The organism is Yoonia sp. GPGPB17 (genome assembly GCF_037892195.1).
Lineage (GTDB): Bacteria > Pseudomonadota > Alphaproteobacteria > Rhodobacterales > Rhodobacteraceae > Yoonia.
Map to the genome: position 1 here is coordinate 2,935,037 of NZ_JATACI010000002.1, position 20,644 is coordinate 2,955,680.

General features: G+C 57.0%; 14 protein-coding genes and 6 pseudogenes. 6 read left to right on the top strand and 14 right to left on the bottom strand.

Annotated features, from left to right (window positions below; translation table 11 throughout):
* Window positions 1–61: 61 nt before the first annotated feature.
* Entirely contained in the window at window positions 62–574 is a 513-nt protein-coding gene (rplJ, locus tag QTO30_RS15425) for a 50S ribosomal protein L10 (protein ID WP_340424976.1), read from the bottom strand.
* 340 nt (window positions 575–914) lie between these two features.
* Here rplJ and QTO30_RS15430 point away from each other — a divergent pair, with 340 nt between their 5' ends.
* Window positions 915–2,711: an EAL domain-containing protein gene (locus tag QTO30_RS15430; RefSeq protein WP_340424977.1), complete on the top strand. Its 1,797-nt coding sequence runs from the start codon at window positions 915–917 to the stop codon at window positions 2,709–2,711.
* Window positions 2,712–2,728: 17 nt separating this feature from the next.
* Here the strand turns inward: QTO30_RS15430 and rplA are convergent.
* From rplA to QTO30_RS15450, 4 genes and pseudogenes are all read right to left on the bottom strand, one after another.
* Window positions 2,729–3,429: pseudogene (gene rplA / locus QTO30_RS15435) on the bottom strand (50S ribosomal protein L1).
* Window positions 3,429–3,853 (bottom strand): annotated as a pseudogene (gene rplK, locus QTO30_RS15440) (50S ribosomal protein L11). The pseudogenes rplA and rplK overlap by 1 nt, the downstream one beginning before the upstream one ends.
* A 451-nt stretch (window positions 3,854–4,304) precedes the next feature.
* Window positions 4,305–4,706, bottom strand: a complete 402-nt coding sequence (locus QTO30_RS15445) for an NUDIX hydrolase (RefSeq protein ID WP_340424978.1) — start codon at window positions 4,704–4,706, stop codon at window positions 4,305–4,307.
* A gap of 100 nt (window positions 4,707–4,806) precedes the next feature.
* Window positions 4,807–5,346 carry a GDSL-type esterase/lipase family protein gene (locus tag QTO30_RS15450; RefSeq protein WP_340424979.1) on the bottom strand — a complete coding sequence of 180 codons (540 nt, stop codon included), beginning with the start codon at window positions 5,344–5,346 and terminating at the stop codon, window positions 4,807–4,809.
* A gap of 108 nt (window positions 5,347–5,454) precedes the next feature.
* Between QTO30_RS15450 and QTO30_RS15455 the strand changes: the two genes are divergently transcribed.
* The 3 genes from QTO30_RS15455 to QTO30_RS15465 are packed head-to-tail and all read left to right on the top strand — an operon-like array spanning window position 5,455 to window position 7,211.
* Window positions 5,455–6,366 (top strand): co-chaperone YbbN, encoded by a 912-nt coding sequence (locus tag QTO30_RS15455; protein WP_340424980.1) that lies wholly within the window; start codon window positions 5,455–5,457, stop codon window positions 6,364–6,366.
* Window positions 6,367–6,393: 27 nt separating this feature from the next.
* Window positions 6,394–7,035, top strand: coding sequence for an LON peptidase substrate-binding domain-containing protein (locus QTO30_RS15460; RefSeq protein ID WP_340424981.1), 642 nt, complete (start codon window positions 6,394–6,396; stop codon window positions 7,033–7,035).
* Window positions 7,032–7,211: a Trm112 family protein gene (locus QTO30_RS15465; RefSeq protein WP_340424982.1), complete on the top strand. Its 180-nt coding sequence runs from the start codon at window positions 7,032–7,034 to the stop codon at window positions 7,209–7,211. The genes QTO30_RS15460 and QTO30_RS15465 overlap by 4 nt, the downstream gene beginning before the upstream one ends.
* Before the next feature lie 13 nt (window positions 7,212–7,224).
* On the opposite strand, the gene QTO30_RS15470 is transcribed toward QTO30_RS15465, so the two are convergent.
* The 8 genes and pseudogenes from QTO30_RS15470 to QTO30_RS15505 all read right to left on the bottom strand — a co-directional run bounded on the left by QTO30_RS15470 (window position 7,225) and on the right by QTO30_RS15505 (window position 17,510).
* On the bottom strand, window positions 7,225–8,610 hold the full coding sequence (locus QTO30_RS15470; protein WP_340424983.1) for a 3'-5' exonuclease: 1,386 nt from the start codon (window positions 8,608–8,610) through the stop codon (window positions 7,225–7,227).
* Between the two features lies 1 nt (window position 8,611).
* Window positions 8,612–9,133 (bottom strand): hypothetical protein, encoded by a 522-nt coding sequence (locus tag QTO30_RS15475; protein WP_340424984.1) that lies wholly within the window; start codon window positions 9,131–9,133, stop codon window positions 8,612–8,614.
* Between the two features lie 24 nt (window positions 9,134–9,157).
* Window positions 9,158–10,985 (bottom strand): annotated as a pseudogene (locus QTO30_RS15480) (DUF294 nucleotidyltransferase-like domain-containing protein).
* A 75-nt stretch (window positions 10,986–11,060) separates the two neighbouring features.
* Complete coding sequence (locus QTO30_RS15485; protein ID WP_340424985.1) at window positions 11,061–12,854, bottom strand: sodium:solute symporter family protein; 1,794 nt, start codon at window positions 12,852–12,854, stop codon at window positions 11,061–11,063.
* 4 nt (window positions 12,855–12,858) lie between these two features.
* Window positions 12,859–13,142: pseudogene (locus QTO30_RS15490) on the bottom strand (DUF4212 domain-containing protein).
* A 63-nt stretch (window positions 13,143–13,205) separates the two neighbouring features.
* A complete protein-coding gene (locus QTO30_RS15495) occupies window positions 13,206–13,892 on the bottom strand; it encodes an adenylate kinase (protein ID WP_340424986.1) in 687 nt (228 codons plus the stop codon).
* A complete protein-coding gene (gene acs / locus QTO30_RS15500) occupies window positions 13,892–15,856 on the bottom strand; it encodes an acetate--CoA ligase (protein WP_340424987.1) in 1,965 nt (654 codons plus the stop codon). The genes QTO30_RS15495 and acs overlap by 1 nt, the downstream gene beginning before the upstream one ends.
* A 406-nt stretch (window positions 15,857–16,262) precedes the next feature.
* Window positions 16,263–17,510: a UbiH/UbiF/VisC/COQ6 family ubiquinone biosynthesis hydroxylase gene (locus QTO30_RS15505; RefSeq protein ID WP_340424988.1), complete on the bottom strand. Its 1,248-nt coding sequence runs from the start codon at window positions 17,508–17,510 to the stop codon at window positions 16,263–16,265.
* Window positions 17,511–17,552: 42 nt separating this feature from the next.
* Between QTO30_RS15505 and QTO30_RS15510 the strand changes: the two are divergent.
* Window positions 17,553–18,880 (top strand): annotated as a pseudogene (locus QTO30_RS15510) (amidase).
* Here the strand turns inward: QTO30_RS15510 and QTO30_RS15515 are convergent.
* Entirely contained in the window at window positions 18,877–19,254 is a 378-nt protein-coding gene (locus QTO30_RS15515) for an ACT domain-containing protein (protein WP_340425952.1), read from the bottom strand. The pseudogene QTO30_RS15510 and the gene QTO30_RS15515 sit on opposite strands and share 4 nt — an antisense overlap.
* Window positions 19,255–19,469: 215 nt before the next feature.
* Here QTO30_RS15515 and QTO30_RS15520 point away from each other — a divergent pair.
* A pseudogene (locus tag QTO30_RS15520) lies at window positions 19,470–20,644 on the top strand (aminotransferase class I/II-fold pyridoxal phosphate-dependent enzyme).

Genomic DNA, 20,644 nt, shown 5'->3' on the forward strand with positions numbered 1-20,644 from the left:
TTTCCGTTTCCGTTATGTGTGTTCCAACGTGGGAGTAGACCCCCAAGTCAATTCAGATGCTTTATGCAGCTTTCTCTTCGATGGTTGAGAGAACGCTTGCGATGTTCGAAGCAGGCGCGCCAATGGCCCCGGCGATGTTGGAAGCAGGTGCACCGATGCAGCCCACGATGGAAGCAATAAGCTCCTCACGGGATGGCATACCGGCAACAGCTTTCACACCAGCTGGATCCAGCGCTGTATCGCCCATGGCACCGCCAAGAACGACAAGCTTGTCATTCTCTTTGGCATACTTGTCGACAACCTTCGCCGCAGCGACAGGGTCTTCCGAGTAAGCGAGTACAGTCATGCCTTCGAGGTATTCCGCAATGCTTGCGCATGGCTTGCCCTCAAGGGCGATCTTGGCGAGCTTGTTCTTGGCAACGCGCACGGAACCGCCCGCTTCACGCATGTTCGCGCGCAGGTCCTGCATTTCAGCAACTGTCATGCCTTCGTAGTGGGCAACCACTACGACGCCAGAGCTTTCAAAGATCTGGCCGAGATCTTCGACCAGCTGTTCTTTTTGTGCTCTATCCACAGTTTTACTCCAAGTTTGGGGTTTCCCCCGGCTCAATTTTGTCAAACGGTCCGGGCCGCCCAACAGTCTACAGTCCTTGTAAACGGGGCATGCCAGAACGGATTGAGACGAGCCTCAAGAATTCTGGTTTATCCCATCTCAGGCAGGAATTACTGGCATGTGGCCAACCCACCGTCTCGGACGAATAAAGGCCCAAACGAATCAATCGCACGGGCCTGAGCGTTCAATTAGTACCCCTAGGCCAGAATGCCAAGTGCAATTCAGGTATTATCAACCAAAAAATGTCGTTTGTTGGGGCGGCTAACCACTTGTTTAGGCTCCTGCGGTTATCTCCATATATATGGAAAGACATCCCATCACGAAACACCGCAATCTAGAGGACTTTGCCGAGATTGCATCTGATTGGTTTTGGGAAACCGATGCCAACCATCGATTCACCTTCTTTTCTGGTAAACTTGAATCCGTTTTAAAGATCAACCGCAAAGATGTGCTTGGCCATCACCGGGTCAATCTGGCGGAAGCCACTCTGCAAGAGCCCAAGTGGCAGACACATCTGGCTGACCTTGACGCACGCCGCATATTCAGAAACTTCGAATACCAATACAGGCGCCCTGCTGATGGAAAGATGCTTTGGTTTCGCGTGTCGGGACAACCCAGGTTCGATGCATCTGGCGCATTCATCGGCTATCGCGGAGTCGGCAACGACATCACCGCCGAGGTCGAAGCGTTGGAGGACCTGACGACTGCGAATGCCGCGCTGGCGGAGCGCAACATGGAACTCAATGAAACCCGCCGCGCGTTGGAACGCAGCGCGAACCAGGACAGCTTGACCAATCTACTGAATCGCCGCGCCTTTGAGCGGGATTTAAACGAAGCCTTGGCCGTACCGGGCAAGGAAGTGATCCTGATGCATATCGATCTGGATCGCTTCAAATGGATCAATGATACGCTGGGTCATCAAGCGGGTGACGCTGTCCTGACTACAGTCGCCGAAAGGATCAGACACCTGGCAAGCGGTACAGCACCCGTCTACCGGGTCGGCGGTGACGAATTCCAGATCGTGCTTGCAGATAACGCCGATCTGGATCGGGCCCGATGGATCGGCGACGCTGTTCTGGAGGCCTTGAGTGCGCCGATTTGGGTTGGGCGCCAAAATACGTCAACTGGTGCGAGCCTCGGCATTGCCTGCGGCATAGGAGGAGAGATCACGCCCAGCGAATTGACCGCCAATGCAGACATCGCGCTGTATGATGCAAAACGCGGCGGCCGTGGATGTATCCGAGAGTTGACCGGACAGAGGCTGTCGCAAATGGCCGCGCGGCGGCAACTGGCCAGTGAAATCCCGCATGCGCTCAAAAACGGCGAGTTTATTCCCTTCTATCAACCGCAGATTGACGCCGACACAGGCGCCATCATCGGTGTCGAGGCTCTGGCGCGCTGGCAGCACCCCGAGCACGGGTTACTGGCCCCGGCTGCATTTCTGGATCTTGCTGCAGAACTGGGTCTTGTTGCCGCTCTTGACCGTTGCATGCTTGAGAAAGCGCTTGAATTCGCCGGTAGTGTGGGGGACATGAATCTGCATCTGCCATCAATTTCGGTCAATCTCAGCGCGGGTCGACTGATCGATCCGCATTTAGTTGATGACATCGAAAAGTATTGGACGAACCGTCAGTGCAAGCTTTCAATTGAACTCCTTGAAACGATCAGCTTTGACGCATTGCAGCAAGAGACATTGGTCAGCGAGAATCTGGATCGCCTGCGCGCGATTGGCGTGCAGATCGAAACGGATGATTTCGGCAGCGGGCGGGCCTCGATCACCAGTCTATTGCAGGTGCGCCCAGATCGCCTGAAGATTGATCGCAAACTCATTCAGGCTGCCGTTCATGATCCAGTTCAACGCACTGTCGTGTCAGCCATTCTGGAAATGACGCGCGCGCTGGGGATCGAAACGCTCGCTGAAGGGGTGGAAACCGAACAGGACGTGGCAATCATCCGGGCGCTCGGCTGCCGGTTGTTTCAAGGCTATGCCTACGCAAGGCCGCTCTCCGAGGCGGACTTCTGCACTTTTTTAAGCGAAAAAGCGACAGTGTCTAAAACGCGAACGGCAGGCCCATTGGACCTGCCGAAACTTGCTTAAGTCTTTTTGAGACTAACCTAGTCGTTGCCAGTCGCCGAAGCCACGTCGATAGAAACACCTGGGCCCATTGTAGAGCTGACCGCGATCTTCTTCATGTAAGTACCTTTGGCACCTGTTGGCTTGGCTTTGCTGACCGCATCAACAAATGCCTTCATGTTCTCCGCGATCTGATCGGCAGAGAAAGAGGCCTTGCCGATACCGGCGTGAACGACGCCTGCTTTTTCAGCCTTGAACTGCACCTGACCGCCCTTTGCTGCTTCCACAGCTTCTTTGACGTCCATGGTGACTGTGCCAACACGTGGGTTTGGCATCAGGTTACGTGGACCCAGAACCTACCCAAGCGACCGACAACGGCCATCATGTCAGGTGTGGCGATGCAACGATCAAAGTCGATCGTGCCGCCCTGAACAGTTTCCATCAGGTCTTCAGCACCAACGATATCTGCACCGGCGGCCTTTGCCTCTTCCGCCTTTTCGCCGCGGGCGAAAACAGCAACGCGGACAGTCTTGCCGGTGCCGTGCGGCAAAGACACAGTGCCACGGACCATCTGATCGGCATGACGCGGGTCAACGCCCAGTGTCATTGCGATCTCAATGCTTTCGTCGAACTTTGCCTTGGCGTTGTCTTTGACCAAAGATGCGGCTTCTGCAACGGATACGTTTTGCTTGCCTTCGAATGCGGCGCGGGCCGCAGTTGTGCGCTTACCAAATTTTGCCATTACTTCACCTCAATGCCCATAGAACGGGCAGAACCCATGATGATCTGCATTGCGCCTTCGATGGACGTCGCGTTGAGGTCCTTCATCTTGGCTTCTGCAATCTCGCGCACCTGCTTGCCGGTGATGGAACCCGCCACAGATTTACCAGGCTCTTTGGAGCCGGACTGCAGCTTGGCAGCTTTCTTGATGTAGTAAGACGCGGGTGGCGTCTTGATTTCCATCGAGAACGATTTGTCCTGATAGTAAGTAATCACGGTCGGGCACGGCGCATTCTTTTCCATGTCTTCTGTCTTGGCGTTGAACGCTTTACAGAATTCCATAATGTTGATGCCGCGCTGACCCAGCGCTGGACCGACAGGGGGGAAGGGTTTGCAGCGCCTGCAGGGACCTGCAGCTTAAGCGTACCCACGATTTTCTTGGCCATTGGCCTTCTCCTTTTGCAACTCCCGGAACGACGCGCCGCCCGAGATTTTCGTTGTGTGGTGCGGCCGGTCACGCGCGCGCGCCGTACCTCCCACATGGATGCCGCAGCTGAAGACCGCGACAGGCGGTGCAACTAGGGGTGAATCAGACGGTTTGCAAGGGTTATTCGCGTTCGGATCGGGAAAACTGTGACGTCAGCGATGCTGAGATCGTGTGAAGAAGTTGCTGCTTTGACTGGCCTGATCGCCAAGGAGGGGCGGCACGGCATACCTCTTCTTCGTGACTGCAAGGCCACCCTTTCTCAACGCCATCTCCGCTGAGCTGCCGTTGGTTCATCACGCTGTAAACGTCTAACGTGGCAATAACTATTGAGGTTGGAGCGGATAGCGCATACCGCGTGGAATGTCTTGTCTCAGAAGCACGCATTAGAGGGCGAGCCTTTCGGGCGCCCCTCACTTATCCAGTTGCGCAACAATCATCTGCAGGCCTGGGCTATGGTTCAGCGCGGTCGCTTCTTTTGCGGTAAACCAACCCGCATCACTGACATCATCAGCAGCGACGGGTGTTCCGCTTTGGTAGATGCAAATCACCACCGCCAACAGATAGTGAAACAGGACTGCTCCTTCATCGTCGTAGGTGATGACATCAATATTCGTCAGATAGCGGTCCGCTGTCCCGACAATGCCGGTTTCTTCTGCCAGTTCGCGTACCGCCGCCTCAAACCCGGTTTCACCCAGTTCCACATGCCCACCGGGAAAGCCCCATGTGTTGGCATTGGGTTCCTTCTTGCGTTTGACCAGCAGAAAACGTCCTTCGTGATAGACAACCGCGATGGCGCCAAGCTTGGGTTGCATCACATTGCCTCGATTTTGGCAGCGATGGCCCTGCCCAGTGTCACGTGATCTGCGGCCTCGAAATGCAGCCCGTCCAAAGCGCTGGGTCTGATATGCGCGCTTAAGCATCCAGAAAGGCGATGCCCCAATGATCTGCCAGCTGCGCAATGGCAAAGGGCAGGTCGCGCGACTTTTCATGCGCCCCCAAAAGGGTATCACGATATGTGCCTTGCTCCAACACAAGTGGCGGCGCGATCAGCAGGATATCGAACCCATCATGGCGCAACTGGTATGGCTCTGAACGGGCAATGGCCAGCAACCCGGCCAAGCCACCCACAACCTGATCAACCTTCGCCGCATGCTGGGTTTGCATGTCATTCGTGCCCAACATAATCACCAGCAGATCAATGCGTCCGTTGCTTTCCAACGCAATCCGCAAACCCAGCTGTCCGTCCATATGCGCACCCATCACCGGGTCAGCGCGGCACGTTGTGCGCCCGGGCAAGCCGTCTTCGACTAGCGCCCAATCGGGGCCAATGGCCGCTTGCATGACCGTGGGCCACCGCACCTCTGGCCCGAACCGCCGGTATTCGCCACGCGCATGGGCAGGTGGGGTGCCATAGGTGTTGCTATCGCCGAATGTCAGGACTGTTTTTGTCATGGGTGCACGCTATGTCTCGCACTTGGAATGGTAAAGCCGCTTTGCCCCCTTGGCCTCGCGGTCTGGAGCGCACATATAGAGCACAACACGAAGTTGAAGGAGACAGACATGCTGGAATTGGATGCAAATGCAGGCGCCCCCGCTGATCTGATCAAGGACGGCACCGATGCAAGTTTTGCCGCAGATGTAATCGAAGCCTCTAAGCAGGTGCCGGTTATCGTGGATTTCTGGGCACCGTGGTGCGGCCCCTGCAAAACGTTGGGCCCCGCGATTGAAGCGGCGGTGACCAATGCCAAGGGCCGGGTCAAGCTGGTCAAGATCGATGTAGATGCCAACCAAGCCTACGCCGGTCAGTTGCAGGTGCAATCAATCCCCACGGTCTATGCGTTCTTCAATGGGCAGCCCGTTGATGGGTTTCAAGGCGCTTTACCGCCGTCCGAGATCAACGCCTTTGTCGACAAGATCGCAGCGCTCGCGGGTGATCCAGAGGCTGAAGGGTTGAGTGCAGCGATTGAAGCGGCGGATCAGATGCTCGAAGAAGGTGCTGCGGCAGATGCGGCAGAGACGTTCGCCGCGATCTTGCAGGAAGAACCAAACAACGCGCCCGCCTACGCCGGGTTGGTGCGTGCCTATCTGGCACTCGATGATGTGGATCAGGCCGAGGCGATTTTGAACGGCGCACCGGCAGAGATTTCAACCGACCCGCTGCTTGAAGCGGTTCATGCGCAGATCAGCCTTGCACGCGAGGCGGCGAATGCCGGTCCGGTGGCCGAGTTGCAGGCAACGGTTGAGGCTGAGCCTGACAATCATCAAGCCCGTTTTGATCTTGCCATTGCCCTTCATGCCAACGGGCAGGTTGAAGATGCCGTGAACACGCTGCTTGAACTTTTCCGTCGTGACCGTGAATGGAATGACGGGGCAGCCAAGACGCAGCTGTTTACAATTTTCGACGCGCACGAAGCGAAAGATCCGATTGTTCTGAATGGGCGGCGCAAGCTCTCTTCGATGATATTTGCCTGATCAAAGGTTCGGCCTACCTTTGCTTGCATGATATCAAAGACCGACCTGCCCGACACGATCCCGGTGTTCCCCTTGCCCGGTGCGCTGCTTTTGCCGCGATCTCGCCTGCCGCTGCATTTGTTTGAACCGCGTTATCTGGCGATGCTGGACGACGTGCTGAAAACCTCGTCGCGGCTGGTTGGTATGGTGCAACCATATGATACGCCGGGCGGCAGTGGGAAACTGCATGCGATCGGCTGTGCGGGCAAAGTGACAGCCTTTTCCGAAACGGAAGATGGGCGATACATGATCACCCTCTCCGGAGCATCCCGGTTTCGCATTACTGAGGAGGTCGAAGGGTTCACCGCGTATCGCCGTTGCAATGTCAGCTGGCAGGGTTTTGACCGAGATCTTGGACCAACCGAGAAAGACACCAGCTTTGACCGGGAAAAATTCATGGCGGCGCTGGGCCGCTATCTGGTTGATCAGGGGCTGTCGACTGATTGGGAAAGTCTGGGCGAGGCGGAAGATGAGCTATTAATCAATTCGCTGTCCATGCTGTGCCCGTTCGAGCCTGAGGATAAACAAGCTCTACTCGAGGCACCCTCCTTGACCACGCGCCGCGAAACACTCATGACTTTGATCGAATTCGCTTTGCGGGGCGGATCAGGTGAAGAGGTGATGCAATGAGCGAAACAGCGTTTGACCCAAAAATGCTCGAAGCGCTGGTCTGCCCCATGACGCAGGCTACGTTGACCTATGACGTCGAGAAGAATGAGCTTGTCAGCAAGGCAGCGAACGTCGCATTTCCGATCCGCAATGGCATCCCGGTGATGCTGATGGATGAAGCCCGCGGGCTGGAGTGAAACCTCACCCGATCTATTCATGCACCTCAAGGATGCGCCGGTGCTTAGTCGCTTCTTTCCGCACGTCGGCAAAGGTCTGAAAACCCCGCGCTTCCAGTATGGGCAGCAGAGCTGCAAATGCCTCAGCCGTTGCCATCGCATCGCCTAGGGCGGTATGGCGCAGTTCTGCGGGAATGTTGACGTCAAGCCTGTCGCAAAGCGCATCGAGTGTATGCACCGCCGATCCGCCAAACACGATGGCCGACAAATGGACCGTGTCCATCACAGCATTCTGAAACGCGTGGTCGTTGCGATTGAGAAACGCCATGTCGAATGGCGCGTTATGTGCCACAAGGACAGCATCCGCGACAAAGCGTTGAAAGGTTTCGCGGACCTGCCCAAAATCGGGGGCATCGGCGACCATATCATCATTGATCCCGTGCACCTTGGTTGATTGTGCGGGAATGGGCCTTCCCGGATTGACAAGCGCATCAAAGGTCTCGGACCCGATGATGCGCCCGTTGACAATCCGCACCGCACCCAGCTGAACAACATCGTCCTTTTGTGGATCAAGCCCGGTGGTTTCGCTGTCGAACACAACAAACGTCAGGTCGCGCAAGGGTGTTTCATTGATGTCTTTTGCGGGTGTTTGGTCGAACAGGTCAAAGTCATAGACCAAAGGCCGGGCCGCATCAGGGTCCAGTGGTTCCAGCATCACCATATATCCGCTGTCATCTTCAAAGACACGGATGTGACCAGAATACACAGCGCCCGATTTCCCTTTGATCGTGATCGGGCGACGCATCACCTTGTCTTCCTGCATCCGGGCAAGCGTTTCGTGCAATGTGTCCGCGTCCAGATAATCGCAGACGGATGCGTTCAGCCTAGCCGGTGCTTCGCATTCCATCAGATCGGCAGCCTGCCCATCATATAGCACGATCTGATCGTCGGGTGTCGCGACGATTACGGCGACAGGGATATCGGACAAAATGCGCAAAAGCTGCGCGCGCTGGCGTTCCAGACGGGTGGTTTTCTGGGCGACCGTTTCGGCAGTCGCCTGTGATGCCCGGCCCAGTTTGTCGCTGATCGCAGTGGCGGCGGGCCCGAGATCACCAAGGTACTTGGCAGATCTTTCATCCAAGGCCGTGTCGATCCCCGCCTCAGCGCGCACGCGGATTTGTGCGGCCAGCGCTTCGATGGGTTTGCTGATGTTTTCGTCAAACAGTCGCCAAACAAAGGTCGCCAAAGCCAGAACGCCGAAACCTGCTGTGATGGCAACAGTCGCAAAGGCCGAAAACGCCTCGGTCATGCCGAGTTGTCGGTAGCCCAGGATCAGCGCCCCCAGAACCACTATGATCCCCCCAATCCCGATCAGGCTGAAGAAAAGGAAGACGCGCAGACGCAGGCTGAGGTGGGTCACGTTACACCTCCGCGCAGGCGGTTCTGAGCAATGGGTCGGCGGGTTCAAGCAGGAACCATTGTGCATTCGTCACAGCACCGTCATCGCCAAAGGTGATCCCATCAACGACATCGGCGCGGCGATTTTCGGCGCAATCAAACAGCATCGGCACCTTGGCCGTCCGGGTCCAGCGCCCGTAGAACACCAGATCGACGATGCGTTGGTCCGGGTGGTTGGGGTGGGTGCGCGTGCTCACCTGATCCACCGCGACATAGCGGGAAATAAAGGGTGCTGCGTAGGTCCATGGGCGGTAGAAGGCGGTTTCTTCGATTGTCTGTGCGACAACCATCCCCTGCGGCATCGTCGCTACGGTACGGTCATACCAGCCGTATTCGCTGGATATGGTCGCGGCCAGCATCGCAGCACCGGCAGAGGCTGGGATTAGCCATTTCGGCAACCGTCCTTTCAGTGCTTTGTTGATCGCCCACACCAACAGCGCAGCGGCAACGCTTACCACAATCGTGCCGATCAGTTCGAAAAACATCAGGTCTCCTCCCTGTTGTTCATGTTAGCCCAAAACGCCGCGTCCCTGCATCAAGGCAGATTGCATTGTTTTGATCACCACGAACGCATCGCGCAAGTGGCTGCGTTCGAAGGCGGACAGGTCCGCGGGCGGCAGAAAGTTGTCCGGCGCTTTGCCTTGTTTAATCTGGCGGGCCTGATGCTCAAGCCGCGTTTGCGCAACCAGATCGTAGGCGTCCAGCAAATCACGCCCGCCACTTTCGCTGACCACCTCGTCTCCGATAGCCGCTTGCAGACGCGCGCGGGTATTCACCGGCTCGAGTTGGCCTTGCAACGTGTACATGCGGCCAAGATCGACAACCGGAACGACGCCGCTGAGTTTCATATCGACTGTATTGCGGTTTTCACCCGATCGGATGGTGGCCAACCCCCTGAGCATCCCCAGCGGGGTGGCATGGGTCAGCGCATTCGTCGCCATATGGGCGGTGAAGATCGAATTGGCCGCGGCCGCTTTCAGTGTTTCGGCCTGCAACCCGTCGAACAGGTTAAAGTCACCGCCGATGGGCCGCAGATCGAACATGACAGAAGCCAGCATCTGCGCCTCTTTGCCCGGGCTTTTGATCCAATGTTGGAAGTACTCATGCCAGACCGAAACAGGTTGCCGCCAGCGCGGGTTCGTCGCCATCATATTGCCGGGGCAATAGATGTATCCACAGGCATCCAACCCATCGCTGACAAATTGCGCGAAGGGTTCGAAATAGGCGAGGTCATTTTCGCTTAGGTCGTCCTCAAAGATCAGGCAATTGTCCTGATCGGACACGCCGGTTTGTTCCTGCCGCCCTTGGCTGCCACAGGCCAGCCAGACATAGCGGGCGGGTGGGGGCCCGTATTTCTCTTCGGCCATGGTCAGTAAACGCCGGGTCACCACATCCGCGATATCGGTGATCATACGGGTGACGACATCATGTCGATTGCTAAGCAGCGACCAATTGCACCAGCAGATTGGGGATGCGTTTGGTGACCGCTGACAGGTCTTCATTGGTTTCGGCACGTGCGGCCTCCGACACGAAATCAGCCGTGTTTGAGGCCTGAAAGCGAGTCAGGTCGGTTTGTGTGACGATGCCAACCAGTTTTCCCGCCTCAACAATGGGCAGGTGGCCCAGCCTGTACTCCATCATCATATGCAACACGTCTGAACCGATGGCCGAAGCGGACAGGACATACGGATCCGGCGTCATAATGTCACGAACGGGTGTGTCATGCGCCAGCCCTTCCGCCAGTGCTTTGCCAGCAAGGTCACGGACCGTCAGGATGCCAACCAGCTTCTTTCTGGCCACCACGCAAAGGCAGGAGATACCATCAGCCTGCATCATTTGTGCAGCCGCCTGAATCGTTGCCGTTGGCGCACAGGTCGCAGGGTTTGGTACCATCAATGCGGCAACCTGCGCGCGCGCGAGGTCAAACTGGCTCAGGGCATCGTGCGTTTCTGCGCCGCGCGTCCGGTCAAAGAAACGGCGGAAAGGTTCATGGTCTGCACGGAGTTTATGAAACACCGTTGGTGGGATACAGATCAGGCGCGACGCCTCTTGGGCATAGGCCGAGGTGACGGCGCTGCCGCCTTTGATCAGGCCACGTTCGCCAAAAGAGTTTTCACGGTGAAGCTGCGAAATCAGGTTGTTGTTCTCATCACGGACTGTGACTTGACCACTTTCGATGATGTAAAGTCCGTCCAGTTCTTCCCCCAGATCATAGACCTTGGTCCCGGCGGGGTAGGTCCGAAACATCACTTCTTTCCACAACGCATGAAACGCCCGGTCCGGCAGGGCGTCGTAAGGGTGCAGTTGCTTAAGGAACGAAAGTGTGGTGTCGGTCATGCGGATGCCTCGCGGTAACGCATCAATATGGGGTGGGCCAGCAACCGAAGGCTGCTGGCCCGTTTGTTTTAGTGATCAACGGCACTGCTTAACACCCGCAGGAATGCGGACGCTTTCGACCAGATCCTTGATCTCTTGCGGTGTGTCCTTGGTCATCATTGAGACACCATAGGCGACACCGAAGTTGATCAAAGCACCGATTGCACCGATCGCAGTGGACTGGATTCCGAAGAGAGAACCATCAACCGTATCCGGGAAAGAATTCGTCCCCGCGATGAACAACCAGCCTTTGTGCAGGAAGATGTAGATCAGGGTAAAGATCAGACCTGACAGCATGCCCGCCACCGCGCCGACGTTGTTCACCCGCTTCGAGAAGATACCCATCATCAAGGCAGGAAAGATCGACGCCGCTGCCAGACCAAAGGCCAAAGCCACGGTTTGTGCAGCAAAGCCCGGTGGGTTCAATCCAAGGATCGTGGCCACACCAATGGCAACGGCCATGGCGATACGGGCTGACATCAGTTCTGCCTTTTCAGACATGTTTGGTGTCAACTGACCTTTCAACAGGTCGTGGCTGACCGCAGATGAAATCGCCAGCAGCAGACCCGCAGCCGTAGACAGCGCTGCAGCCAGACCACCTGCAGCCACCAGACCAATCACCCAACCAGGCAGGTTGGCAATCTCTGGGTTGGCCAGCACCAGGATGTCACGGTTGAAGTTGGTCAACTCGTTACCTTCCCAGCCATTTGCAGCGGCTGTTTCGGCCATCGCATCGGACTTGTCATTGTAGTATTGGATCAGGCCATCGCCGTTCTTGTCTTCCCAATCAAGAAGACCGGTTTTCTGCCATGTCAGCATCCAGTCGTATTCTGGTGCGGTCTCGATGGTTTGCACCGACACAGGCTCACCTGAGGTGCCATTTGGCCACATCAGTTCGGTGATGTTCAGGCGCGCCATTGCACCAACAGCCGGGGCTGTGAGGTACAAGAGTGCGATGAACACCAGCGTCCAACCCGCAGACCACCGCGCGTCAGATACCTTTGGCACAGTGAAGAAGCGCATGATGACGTGTGGCAGACCCGCCGTACCGATCATCAGCGACAGCGTGAAGAGAACCATATTGAGGTTGTCTTTGTGCGCTTCGGTATAGCTGGCAAACCCAAGGTCGGTGACGATCTGGTCAAGCTTGGTCAGCAGGTAAACGCTGCTTTCGCCGCCTGATGCGCTCACTTCCGAAAACAGGCCAAGTGCCGGAATTGGCGTACCTGTCAGTTGCAGTGAGATGAAGATCGCCGGAATCGTGTAGGCCGTGATCAACACGCAATACTGTGCGACCTGTGTATAGGTAACGCCCTTCATGCCGCCAAACACCGCGTAAGCAAATACGACACAAGCACCGATCAACAGACCGGCAGTGTTCGAGATTTCCAGGAAGCGGCCAAAAGCCACACCGACGCCTGTCATCTGACCAATCACATACGTCGTGGACGCAACGATAAGACAAATCACAGCCACCATGCGGGCCGTTGGGGAATAAAAGCGATCACCGATGAACTCAGACACAGTGAACTTGCCGAACTTGCGCAGGTAAGGTGCCAGCAGCAGTGCAAGAAGCACATAACCGCCCGTCCAACCCATCAGGAAGGTCGAGTTGTCATAGCCGGTAAAGGCGATCAGACCTGCCATCGAGATGAAAGATGCCGCAGACATCCAGTCCGCCGCTGTGGCCATACCGTTAGTGACAGGGTGCACACCCCGGCCAGCAGCATAAAATTCTGATGTGGAACCTGCACGGGCCCAAATCGCGATGCCGATGTACAGCGCAAATGACGCGCCGACGAACAGCAGGTTAATGGTAAACTGTTCCATCAGATCAGTCCTCCTCTACGCCGTATTCACGGTCGAGTTTGTTCATCCGCCAGGCGTAGAAAAAGATCAGCGCGAGAAAGACAAGAATTGAACCTTGCTGGGCGAACCAGAACCCAAGGTCAGTGCCACCCACAGCGATGCCGGACAGCATTGGGCGCAGCAGAATGCCAAAGCCAAAGGACACAAGTGCCCAGATGACAAGGCTGGCGAGAATGATGCGGATATTGGCTTTCCAATAGCTTCTACCCCATCCTCGGCTGCTTTTATTTGTGTTGATTGTTCCGCCATGTGGCGCTCCTCCTGATTTTTTGGCTATTCAGTGTCCGGACGGTATCGCCCGAACGCGGTTTCTTAACGCATGACGCTTTCTGTAAGCGCCGCGATGGCGTTCTGAATTTCTGCGATCTCTCCCATTGCATCCACACGACGCAGTGCGCCTTTGTCGGTGTAGTATGCAACCAGAGGGCTGGTTTGTTCATGATATGCATCAAGGCGTGACATCACGGTTGCCGCGTTGTCATCCGCTCGGCGCGTCATTTGCTGAGCGCCGCAGTTGTCGCATGTGTCGGCGACCTTTGGTGCCTTGAATGTGTCGTGGTATCCTTCGCCACATGCGCCACAGGTAAAGCGACCCGCAATGCGGACGACCATTTTCACATCGTCTACTTCCAGCAGCACAGCCGCATCAATCTGTTGCCCGGTTTCGGCTAACATTTGATCCAGCGCTTCGGCCTGCGTGGTAGTACGTGGGAAGCCATCAAGGATCACGCCCTTGGCGCAATCGGGTGCGGCAAGCCGGTCGCGCAAAATGGCGATGACGATGTCGTCGCTGACGAGGCCACCGGCCTCCATCACCGCTTTTGCCGCCTTGCCTGCCTCTGAACCCGAAGCGACCGCTGCGCGCAACAGATCGCCGGTAGAGAGCTGGACCAGACCAAAGCGTTCTTCCAGCATCCGCGCTTGCGTGCCCTTGCCCGCGCCCGGGGGCCCGAGCAAGATCAGGACAGGGGGCGTTTGTGGTGAGCGAGAGCCGTCCATTACGCGTCCTTCTGGTTCATGCGGTTCTCGATCAAATCATCGACGACGGCAGGTTCGGCCAGCGTGGACGTATCGCCCAGTGACCCGAAATCATCCTCGGCGATCTTGCGCAGAATGCGACGCATGATCTTGCCAGAGCGTGTTTTCGGTAGGCCCGGCGCCCATTGGATCAGGTCCGGCTTGGCAATCGGGCCGATCTCGGTGCGAACCCAGGTTTCCAGTTCCTTGCGCAGTTCCGGTGATGGTTCTTCCCCATTCATCAGCGTGACGTAGGCGTAGATGCCTTGGCCCTTGATATCGTGGGGGTAGCCGACAACGGCAGCCTCGGCCACCTTGGCATGCGCAACCAGGGCGCTTTCGACCTCTGCGGTGCCCATACGGTGGCCCGAGACGTTGATCACATCGTCAACGCGACCGGTGATCCAATAGTCGCCATCGGCATCGCGTTTGCAGCCGTCACCGGTGAAGTAGTAGCCTTTGTAGTCGCTGAAATAGGTTTTCTCGAACCGTTCGTGATCGCCCCATACGGTGCGCATCTGGCCCGGCCAACTGCTGGCCAGCACCAGAACGCCTTCGGCTTCGGTGGTGGTGATCTCTTCGCCGGATTGCGGGTCGAGCACCTTGGGCACGATCCCGAAGAATGGCTGCTGGGCTGAGCCGGGTTTCAGCTCGGTCGCGCCGGGCAGGGGTGTTAGCAAGTGACCACCTGTCTCGGTCTGCCACCATGTGTCAACGATGGGGCAGTTCCCCTTGCCAACGATGTCATTGTACCAGTTCCACGCTTCGGGATTGATCGGCTCGCCAACGGTCCCGAGAACCCGCAGATGGGAGAGGTCATGGGATTCAACGGGACCGTTGCCAGCGGCCATCAGGGCGCGGATGGCTGTGGGGGCTGTGTAGAACTGGTTAACTTTGTACTTTTCACACACAGCCCAGAACCGACCCGCATCGGGGTAGGTCGGAACACCTTCAAACATGATTGTGGTCGCGCCATTCGCCAACGGGCCATAGACGATATAGCTGTGGCCCGTGACCCAGCCGACATCCGCCGTACACCAGAACACATCACCATCGTGGTAATCGAAGACCATCTCATGCGTCATGGCGGCATAGGTCAGATAGCCACCGGATGTATGGACCACGCCCTTGGGCTGGCCGGTTGAGCCCGAGGTGTAGAGGATGAACAGCGGATCTTCGGCATTCATCTCTGCGGGCGCGCAATAGTCGTCCGCCTCTAGCGCCATTTCGTTGTAGTCATAGTCCCGGTCGGTCCATGTGGTCTGGCCGCCGGTGCGCTTGACCACCAGACATTTGACCCGGTCATCACAGTGCAGCAGGGCCGCATCGGTGTTGGACTTCAACGCCGTCTTGCGCCCGCCACGTGGGGCCTCGTCTGCGGTGATCACAACTTTTGCATCACAGCCGTTGATCCGCGCGCCGAGCGCATCGGGGGAGAAGCCCGCAAAAACGATGGAGTGGATCGCGCCAATCCGCGCGCAGGCAAGCATTGCATAGGCGGCTTCCGGGATCATGGGGAGGTAAATCACGACCCGGTCGCCTTTGCGCACGCCCAGCGTTTCAAGAATGTTAGCCATCTTGCAAACGCTGCGGTGCAAATCTTTGTAGGTAATGTGGAGCGCCTTGTCGGTCGGATCATCCGGTTCCCAGATAATGGCTGTCTGATCGCCGCGCGTCTCTAAGTGACGGTCGATGCAGTTGGCAGAGACATTCAGAACACCATCTTCGAACCATTTGATGGACACGCTACCAAGGGTGAAATCGACGTTCTGGACCTTGGTGAAAGGTTTGATCCAATCAAGGCGCTTGCCTTGCTCTGCCCAGAATGTGTCAGGGTCGTTCACCGACGCTTGATAGAGCGACTGATACTGCTGTGCGGTGACGTGTGGCATCCGATCAGACGCGAAAGCTTGACTCTGTGGTGGCATGACGGTGTCGGTGTTCATAATCGCTCCTCCTTGCGAATGCGACGGAGGGCGTCTTTGGTAACGCGCCCCCCGGCATCGCATCAATTCGTAAATGTATTCTATTGCATACCGGGTAGTTGGTACGCAAATAACTGAAGATACTATATTTTTCTGTAAAATAAATGACAAATGTTAGCGCTGACGTTGTTAATGTCAGAGCTAAACTCCGCATTTTTGCCTTAATCAACAGTGCTTTGATGCTGTTTGGCTGTGACTGCGTTCTGTATTGTATCGCGGCGTGACGACCTTGCGTCAGCTTGGGTGTTGAACGCGTTCGGGAAGCCTTCGCATCAGAATGGGACCGAAGACGGTTGCACAATTAAAAGGCGAGCCGGATCACCGTAGCTGATTCGAGAGGCAGACTGTTAACAGAACGACCTGTTGTTCAGCCGCGCATCAGGCGCGGCAGATCACCGGTTAGACCAGCAGCTTCGCGAATAAAGCTACGGCGGATGCCGGGTGCCGCATTCACCATCCCCATGCCGATGTCCCGCGCGGCGCGCAACAGCGGATTGTCGTTTGAGAAAAGCCTGTTGAATGTATCGGTTGCCAAAGCCAGCGTTGCCGTGTCGAACCGCCGCCATTGTTGATAGCGCGCGAGCGTCTGCGCGCCGCCAATGTCTTCGCCACGGCTGCGGGCGGTTTCCAGCACCTCTGCCAAGGCCGCCACATCACGCAGCCCAGCATTCAGCCCCTGCCCTGCAATCGGGTGCATCCCATGTGCGGCGTCGCCGATCAAAGCGGTCTTTTCGGCGACGAAACTGTTCGCCAGCGTCAATCCCAAAGGATAGCTGAACCGCGCACCTGTCAGGCTGATCTGTCCCAGGAAACTGCCAAATGCCGGACGCAGGGCGTTCAGAAAGTCATTGTCGTCCATCGCCATCAATGCCGCTGCGTTTGCATCTGTCTCACTCCAGACAATCGAACTTCGGTCTTTGGTGAGCGGTAGAATGGCCAATGGGCCATTTGGCATAAAGAACTGATGCGCGATGCCGCCATGAGGCTTTTCATGCTTTACTGCGCAAACAACAGCGGTCTGGCCATAGCCCCATCCGGTGCGCTTGATCCCGGCCCGTTCAGCGGTGCCGCTTTTACGCCCGTCCGATCCAATCAAAAGCCTGCCGGTGATTTTTTTGTCCGATGCCAACGTCACGGTTGCGCCAGCGCTATGGACCGACTGCGCCACAACGGTTTCTTCTGAAAGTTGCGTGACCCGATCATCCTGCGCCATCGCATCAAGGAAGGCCCGCCGCAGGTGCCGGTCTTCGACCATGAAACCCATCGGGCCTTCTTCGATTTCCGCATGATCGAAATGCATCATCCAAGGTGACGGTCCTTCACCCGCGCGCCCGTCAGTCACTTTGATCTCCAGCATCGGCTGGGCTTTGTTACTGATCGTTGACCAAACCCCGATCCCGCGCAGCAGGCGCATGGAGGCATGCGCAAGTGCATAACTCCGCCCGTCGAAGTCGATGCGCTTGCGAGTGTCAAGTGGCAGACTGTCGACAATGGTCACCGTAAAACCAGCCTGCGCTGCGGCCAGTGCCAAGGCCGGTCCGTTGAGCCCGCCGCCGACGATAATCAGGTCAGTATCCATACAGTGCAATATGCGCAGCCAGGCGGGATTGTCCATGCGCCGGATGGCCGCTACCGTCGCGCTGAACAGGAGAACGACATGCAAGACTGGCGATGGATGACGGCGGCCGATTTGGGTCGTGCGATTGGGGCAGGCGAGATTGATCCGGTGGCGCTGACAGAGGTGTATCTGGAGGCCATCGACGCCCATGAATTCCGCGACCGGATTTATGCGCGGGTGACGCACGACCGCGCGCGGGCCGAGGCGCGGGCGGCGTCTGAGCGGGCGAAATCGGGCCTGCGCCGTAGTGTGCTGGACGGTGTGCCGGTGTCTTGGAAAGATCTGTTCGATACTGCTGGTGTCGGGACCGAGGCGGGGACCGCGCTCATGGAAGGCCGTGTGCCGGATGAGGATGCAGCGGTCTTGAAAGCTGCAACGGCGGCTGGCCTCGTCTGCCTCGGCAAAACGCATATGTCCGAGATCGCGTTTTCAGGGCTGGGGCTGAACCCGATTACCGCCACACCCCCTTGCGTGAATGATTGCGATGCCGTGCCGGGCGGGTCATCGTCTGGCGCCGGGGCCTCGGTTGCTTTTGGCTTAGCAGCCGCTGGGATTGGCTCCGATACCGGCGGGTCTGTGCGTATACCGTCGGCATGGAATGATCTGGTGGGGTTGAAGACAACGCATGGGCGGTTGTCTTTGGAAGGGGTTGTGCCGCTGTGTTTGACCTTTGATACGGTCGGTCCGCTGTGTCGGTCGGTTGAGGATGCCAATCTGCTGTTGGCCGCGTTGGAGGGGAACAAACCAGCTGACCTGACTGGGAACGCGTTGGAAGGCGTCCGCTTCATGATCCTCGACACCATCGCCCCCGACGATGTCCGTGACGCCCCCGCGCAGCGTTTGAAGGGGCCGTGGCGCGTCTTAAAGCGGCGGGCGCGCAGATCGAGCATCGGTATTTTGCACAGCTCTTTGATGCTTTCGCGCAGGCAGGCAACCTTTATGCCGCCGACAGCTATGGCTGGTGGCGGGAATTGGTCGAGGCGCATCCTGAAAAGATGTTCCCGCAGATTCTAGAACGGGTGCGCGGCGGCAAAACGGTCGGCGGGGCTGACTATTGCGCAGGCTGGAACATGCTGCGCGACATCCGCAAGCAGTACCACGCTGCGACGGCAGCGTTTGACGCGGTCATCATGCCCACCGCCCCGATCCTGCCGCCGAATGCGGAACGGCTGTTGAATAATGATGACTATTACAAAGCCGAGAACCTGCTGGCCCTACGCAACACGCGGGTCGCGAACCTGATGGATGTGTGTTCGGTGACATTGCCGACAGGGGTGCCGTCATGCGGGTTTATGCTGAATGGGCAGAACGGGAATGAGGAGGCGCTGTTGAGGGTGGCGGCTGCGGCGGAGCGGGCGCTCACCTAGGCAGTGTTTGCGGCTCGTCGTTGTAATGCCTTGAGAATCGCCATTGCCTGATCGCATTTGTCCGCAGGTATGAATACGTGGTCGTGGTTGTAAGCGGCAACCATATTGCAAGGAATGTGGTGTTCACCCAATGCGGACGATACCGCTGCGGTTAGTCCTACACCTTCAAGTGAGGAATAGACACGCAGCGTGATGCATTTCATCGATAGGGGTGCCTCTCCGGCAAGATCTAAGGGTACGAGCAATGAAAGGCCTTCTGCTTCTTGGAACGTACCGATTGCCTCAGGCAGCAGCTTGGCAATCAAATCCTTGTCTTGCGTCGAGATGAAGGCAAACTCACCGGGCTGAACCTCTGGCGACATATTCGAAATCATATCATGAGCGTTATTTGCGATTGCCTGCAATTGAATGTGTTCCTCTTCTTATGATGAATGATTGCAGGCCATGATAGATGTCGCAACCCAAATTGCTAACTGACCAAAAAGCCACAAAAACCCCAGGACTCACCCCTTCTTCTGGACAGACCCGCCGCCGCCGCGCTAGTTTGCGAAAAAGCCGGGCGCAAATGATCCGGTGTATTGAGGCAGATATGGTATTTCCCGAGCGGTTTTCGGACCTTCCGGCAGCGACTTGGCCACGCTTGCGTGCGCTTCTTGACGTGCCGACAAAGGCGTCCGAAACCATAAACATGACGATTGGCGAACCGCGCCATGCGTTTCCTGCCTTTGTGGGCGACATACTTGCAGCCAATCTGGCGGGTTTTGGCAAGTATCCTGAGAACTATGGAACATCTGCTTTGCTTGATGCCATTGGTGGTTTCCTCAAGCGTCGCTATGACATCGACGTGCCAAACGATCAGATTTTGGCGCTGAACGGCACCCGTGAGGGGCTTTATAACGCCGCCATGGCCCTGTGCCGGGAAGAGAAGAATGGCCAGCCGGTCATCTTGACGCCCAATCCGTTTTATCAGGTCTATGCGGTTGCAGCCCGATCCGTGGGGGCGGAGCCGGTCTATGTGCCTGCGACCGTCGAAACCGGCCATTTGCCGGATTTCCAAGCACTGCCTGTAGATGTGCTGGACCGCACAGCGATCGCCTACATCTGTTCGCCTGCCAACCCGCAAGGCGCTGTGGCGAATGCGGACTATTGGCGCAACCTGATCGCCTTGGCCGAAAAACATGATTTCATTATCTTTGCAGATGAGTGCTATTCGGAGATCTACCGTGAAACGCCGCCCCCGGCGCGTTGCAGATCGCCAAAGAGATGGGCGCACATCCTGAACGGGTTTTGATCTTTCATTCGCTGTCAAAACGGTCGAACCTGTCAGGTCTGCGTTCTGGCTTTTGCGCAGGCGGTCCAGAATCTATCGCCCGTTTGCGTAGCCTGCGCGCCTTTGCCGGGGCGCCTTTGCCAGAGCCTTTGCAGGCCGTCGCCACTGCGGTGTGGAATGATGAGGCGCATGTGGTTGAAAACCGCGCCCTCTATCATCGCAAGTACGAGATTGCCGATGATATTCTGGGTCACGTGCCCGGCTACCACTCCCCACAGGCAGGGTTCTTTTTGTGGCTGCCGACAGGTGACGGCGAAACAGCGGCAGTAAAGCTTTGGCAGGAGACAGGCGTACGCACCCTACCCGGGGCCTATCTGTCTCAGGAAGCAAACGGGACAAACCCCGGCAAGAATTACATTCGGGTCGCCATGGTGGCCCCAACACAAGAAATGCAGCGCGGTCTGACCCTGATCCGCGACTGTTTGTACGATTGA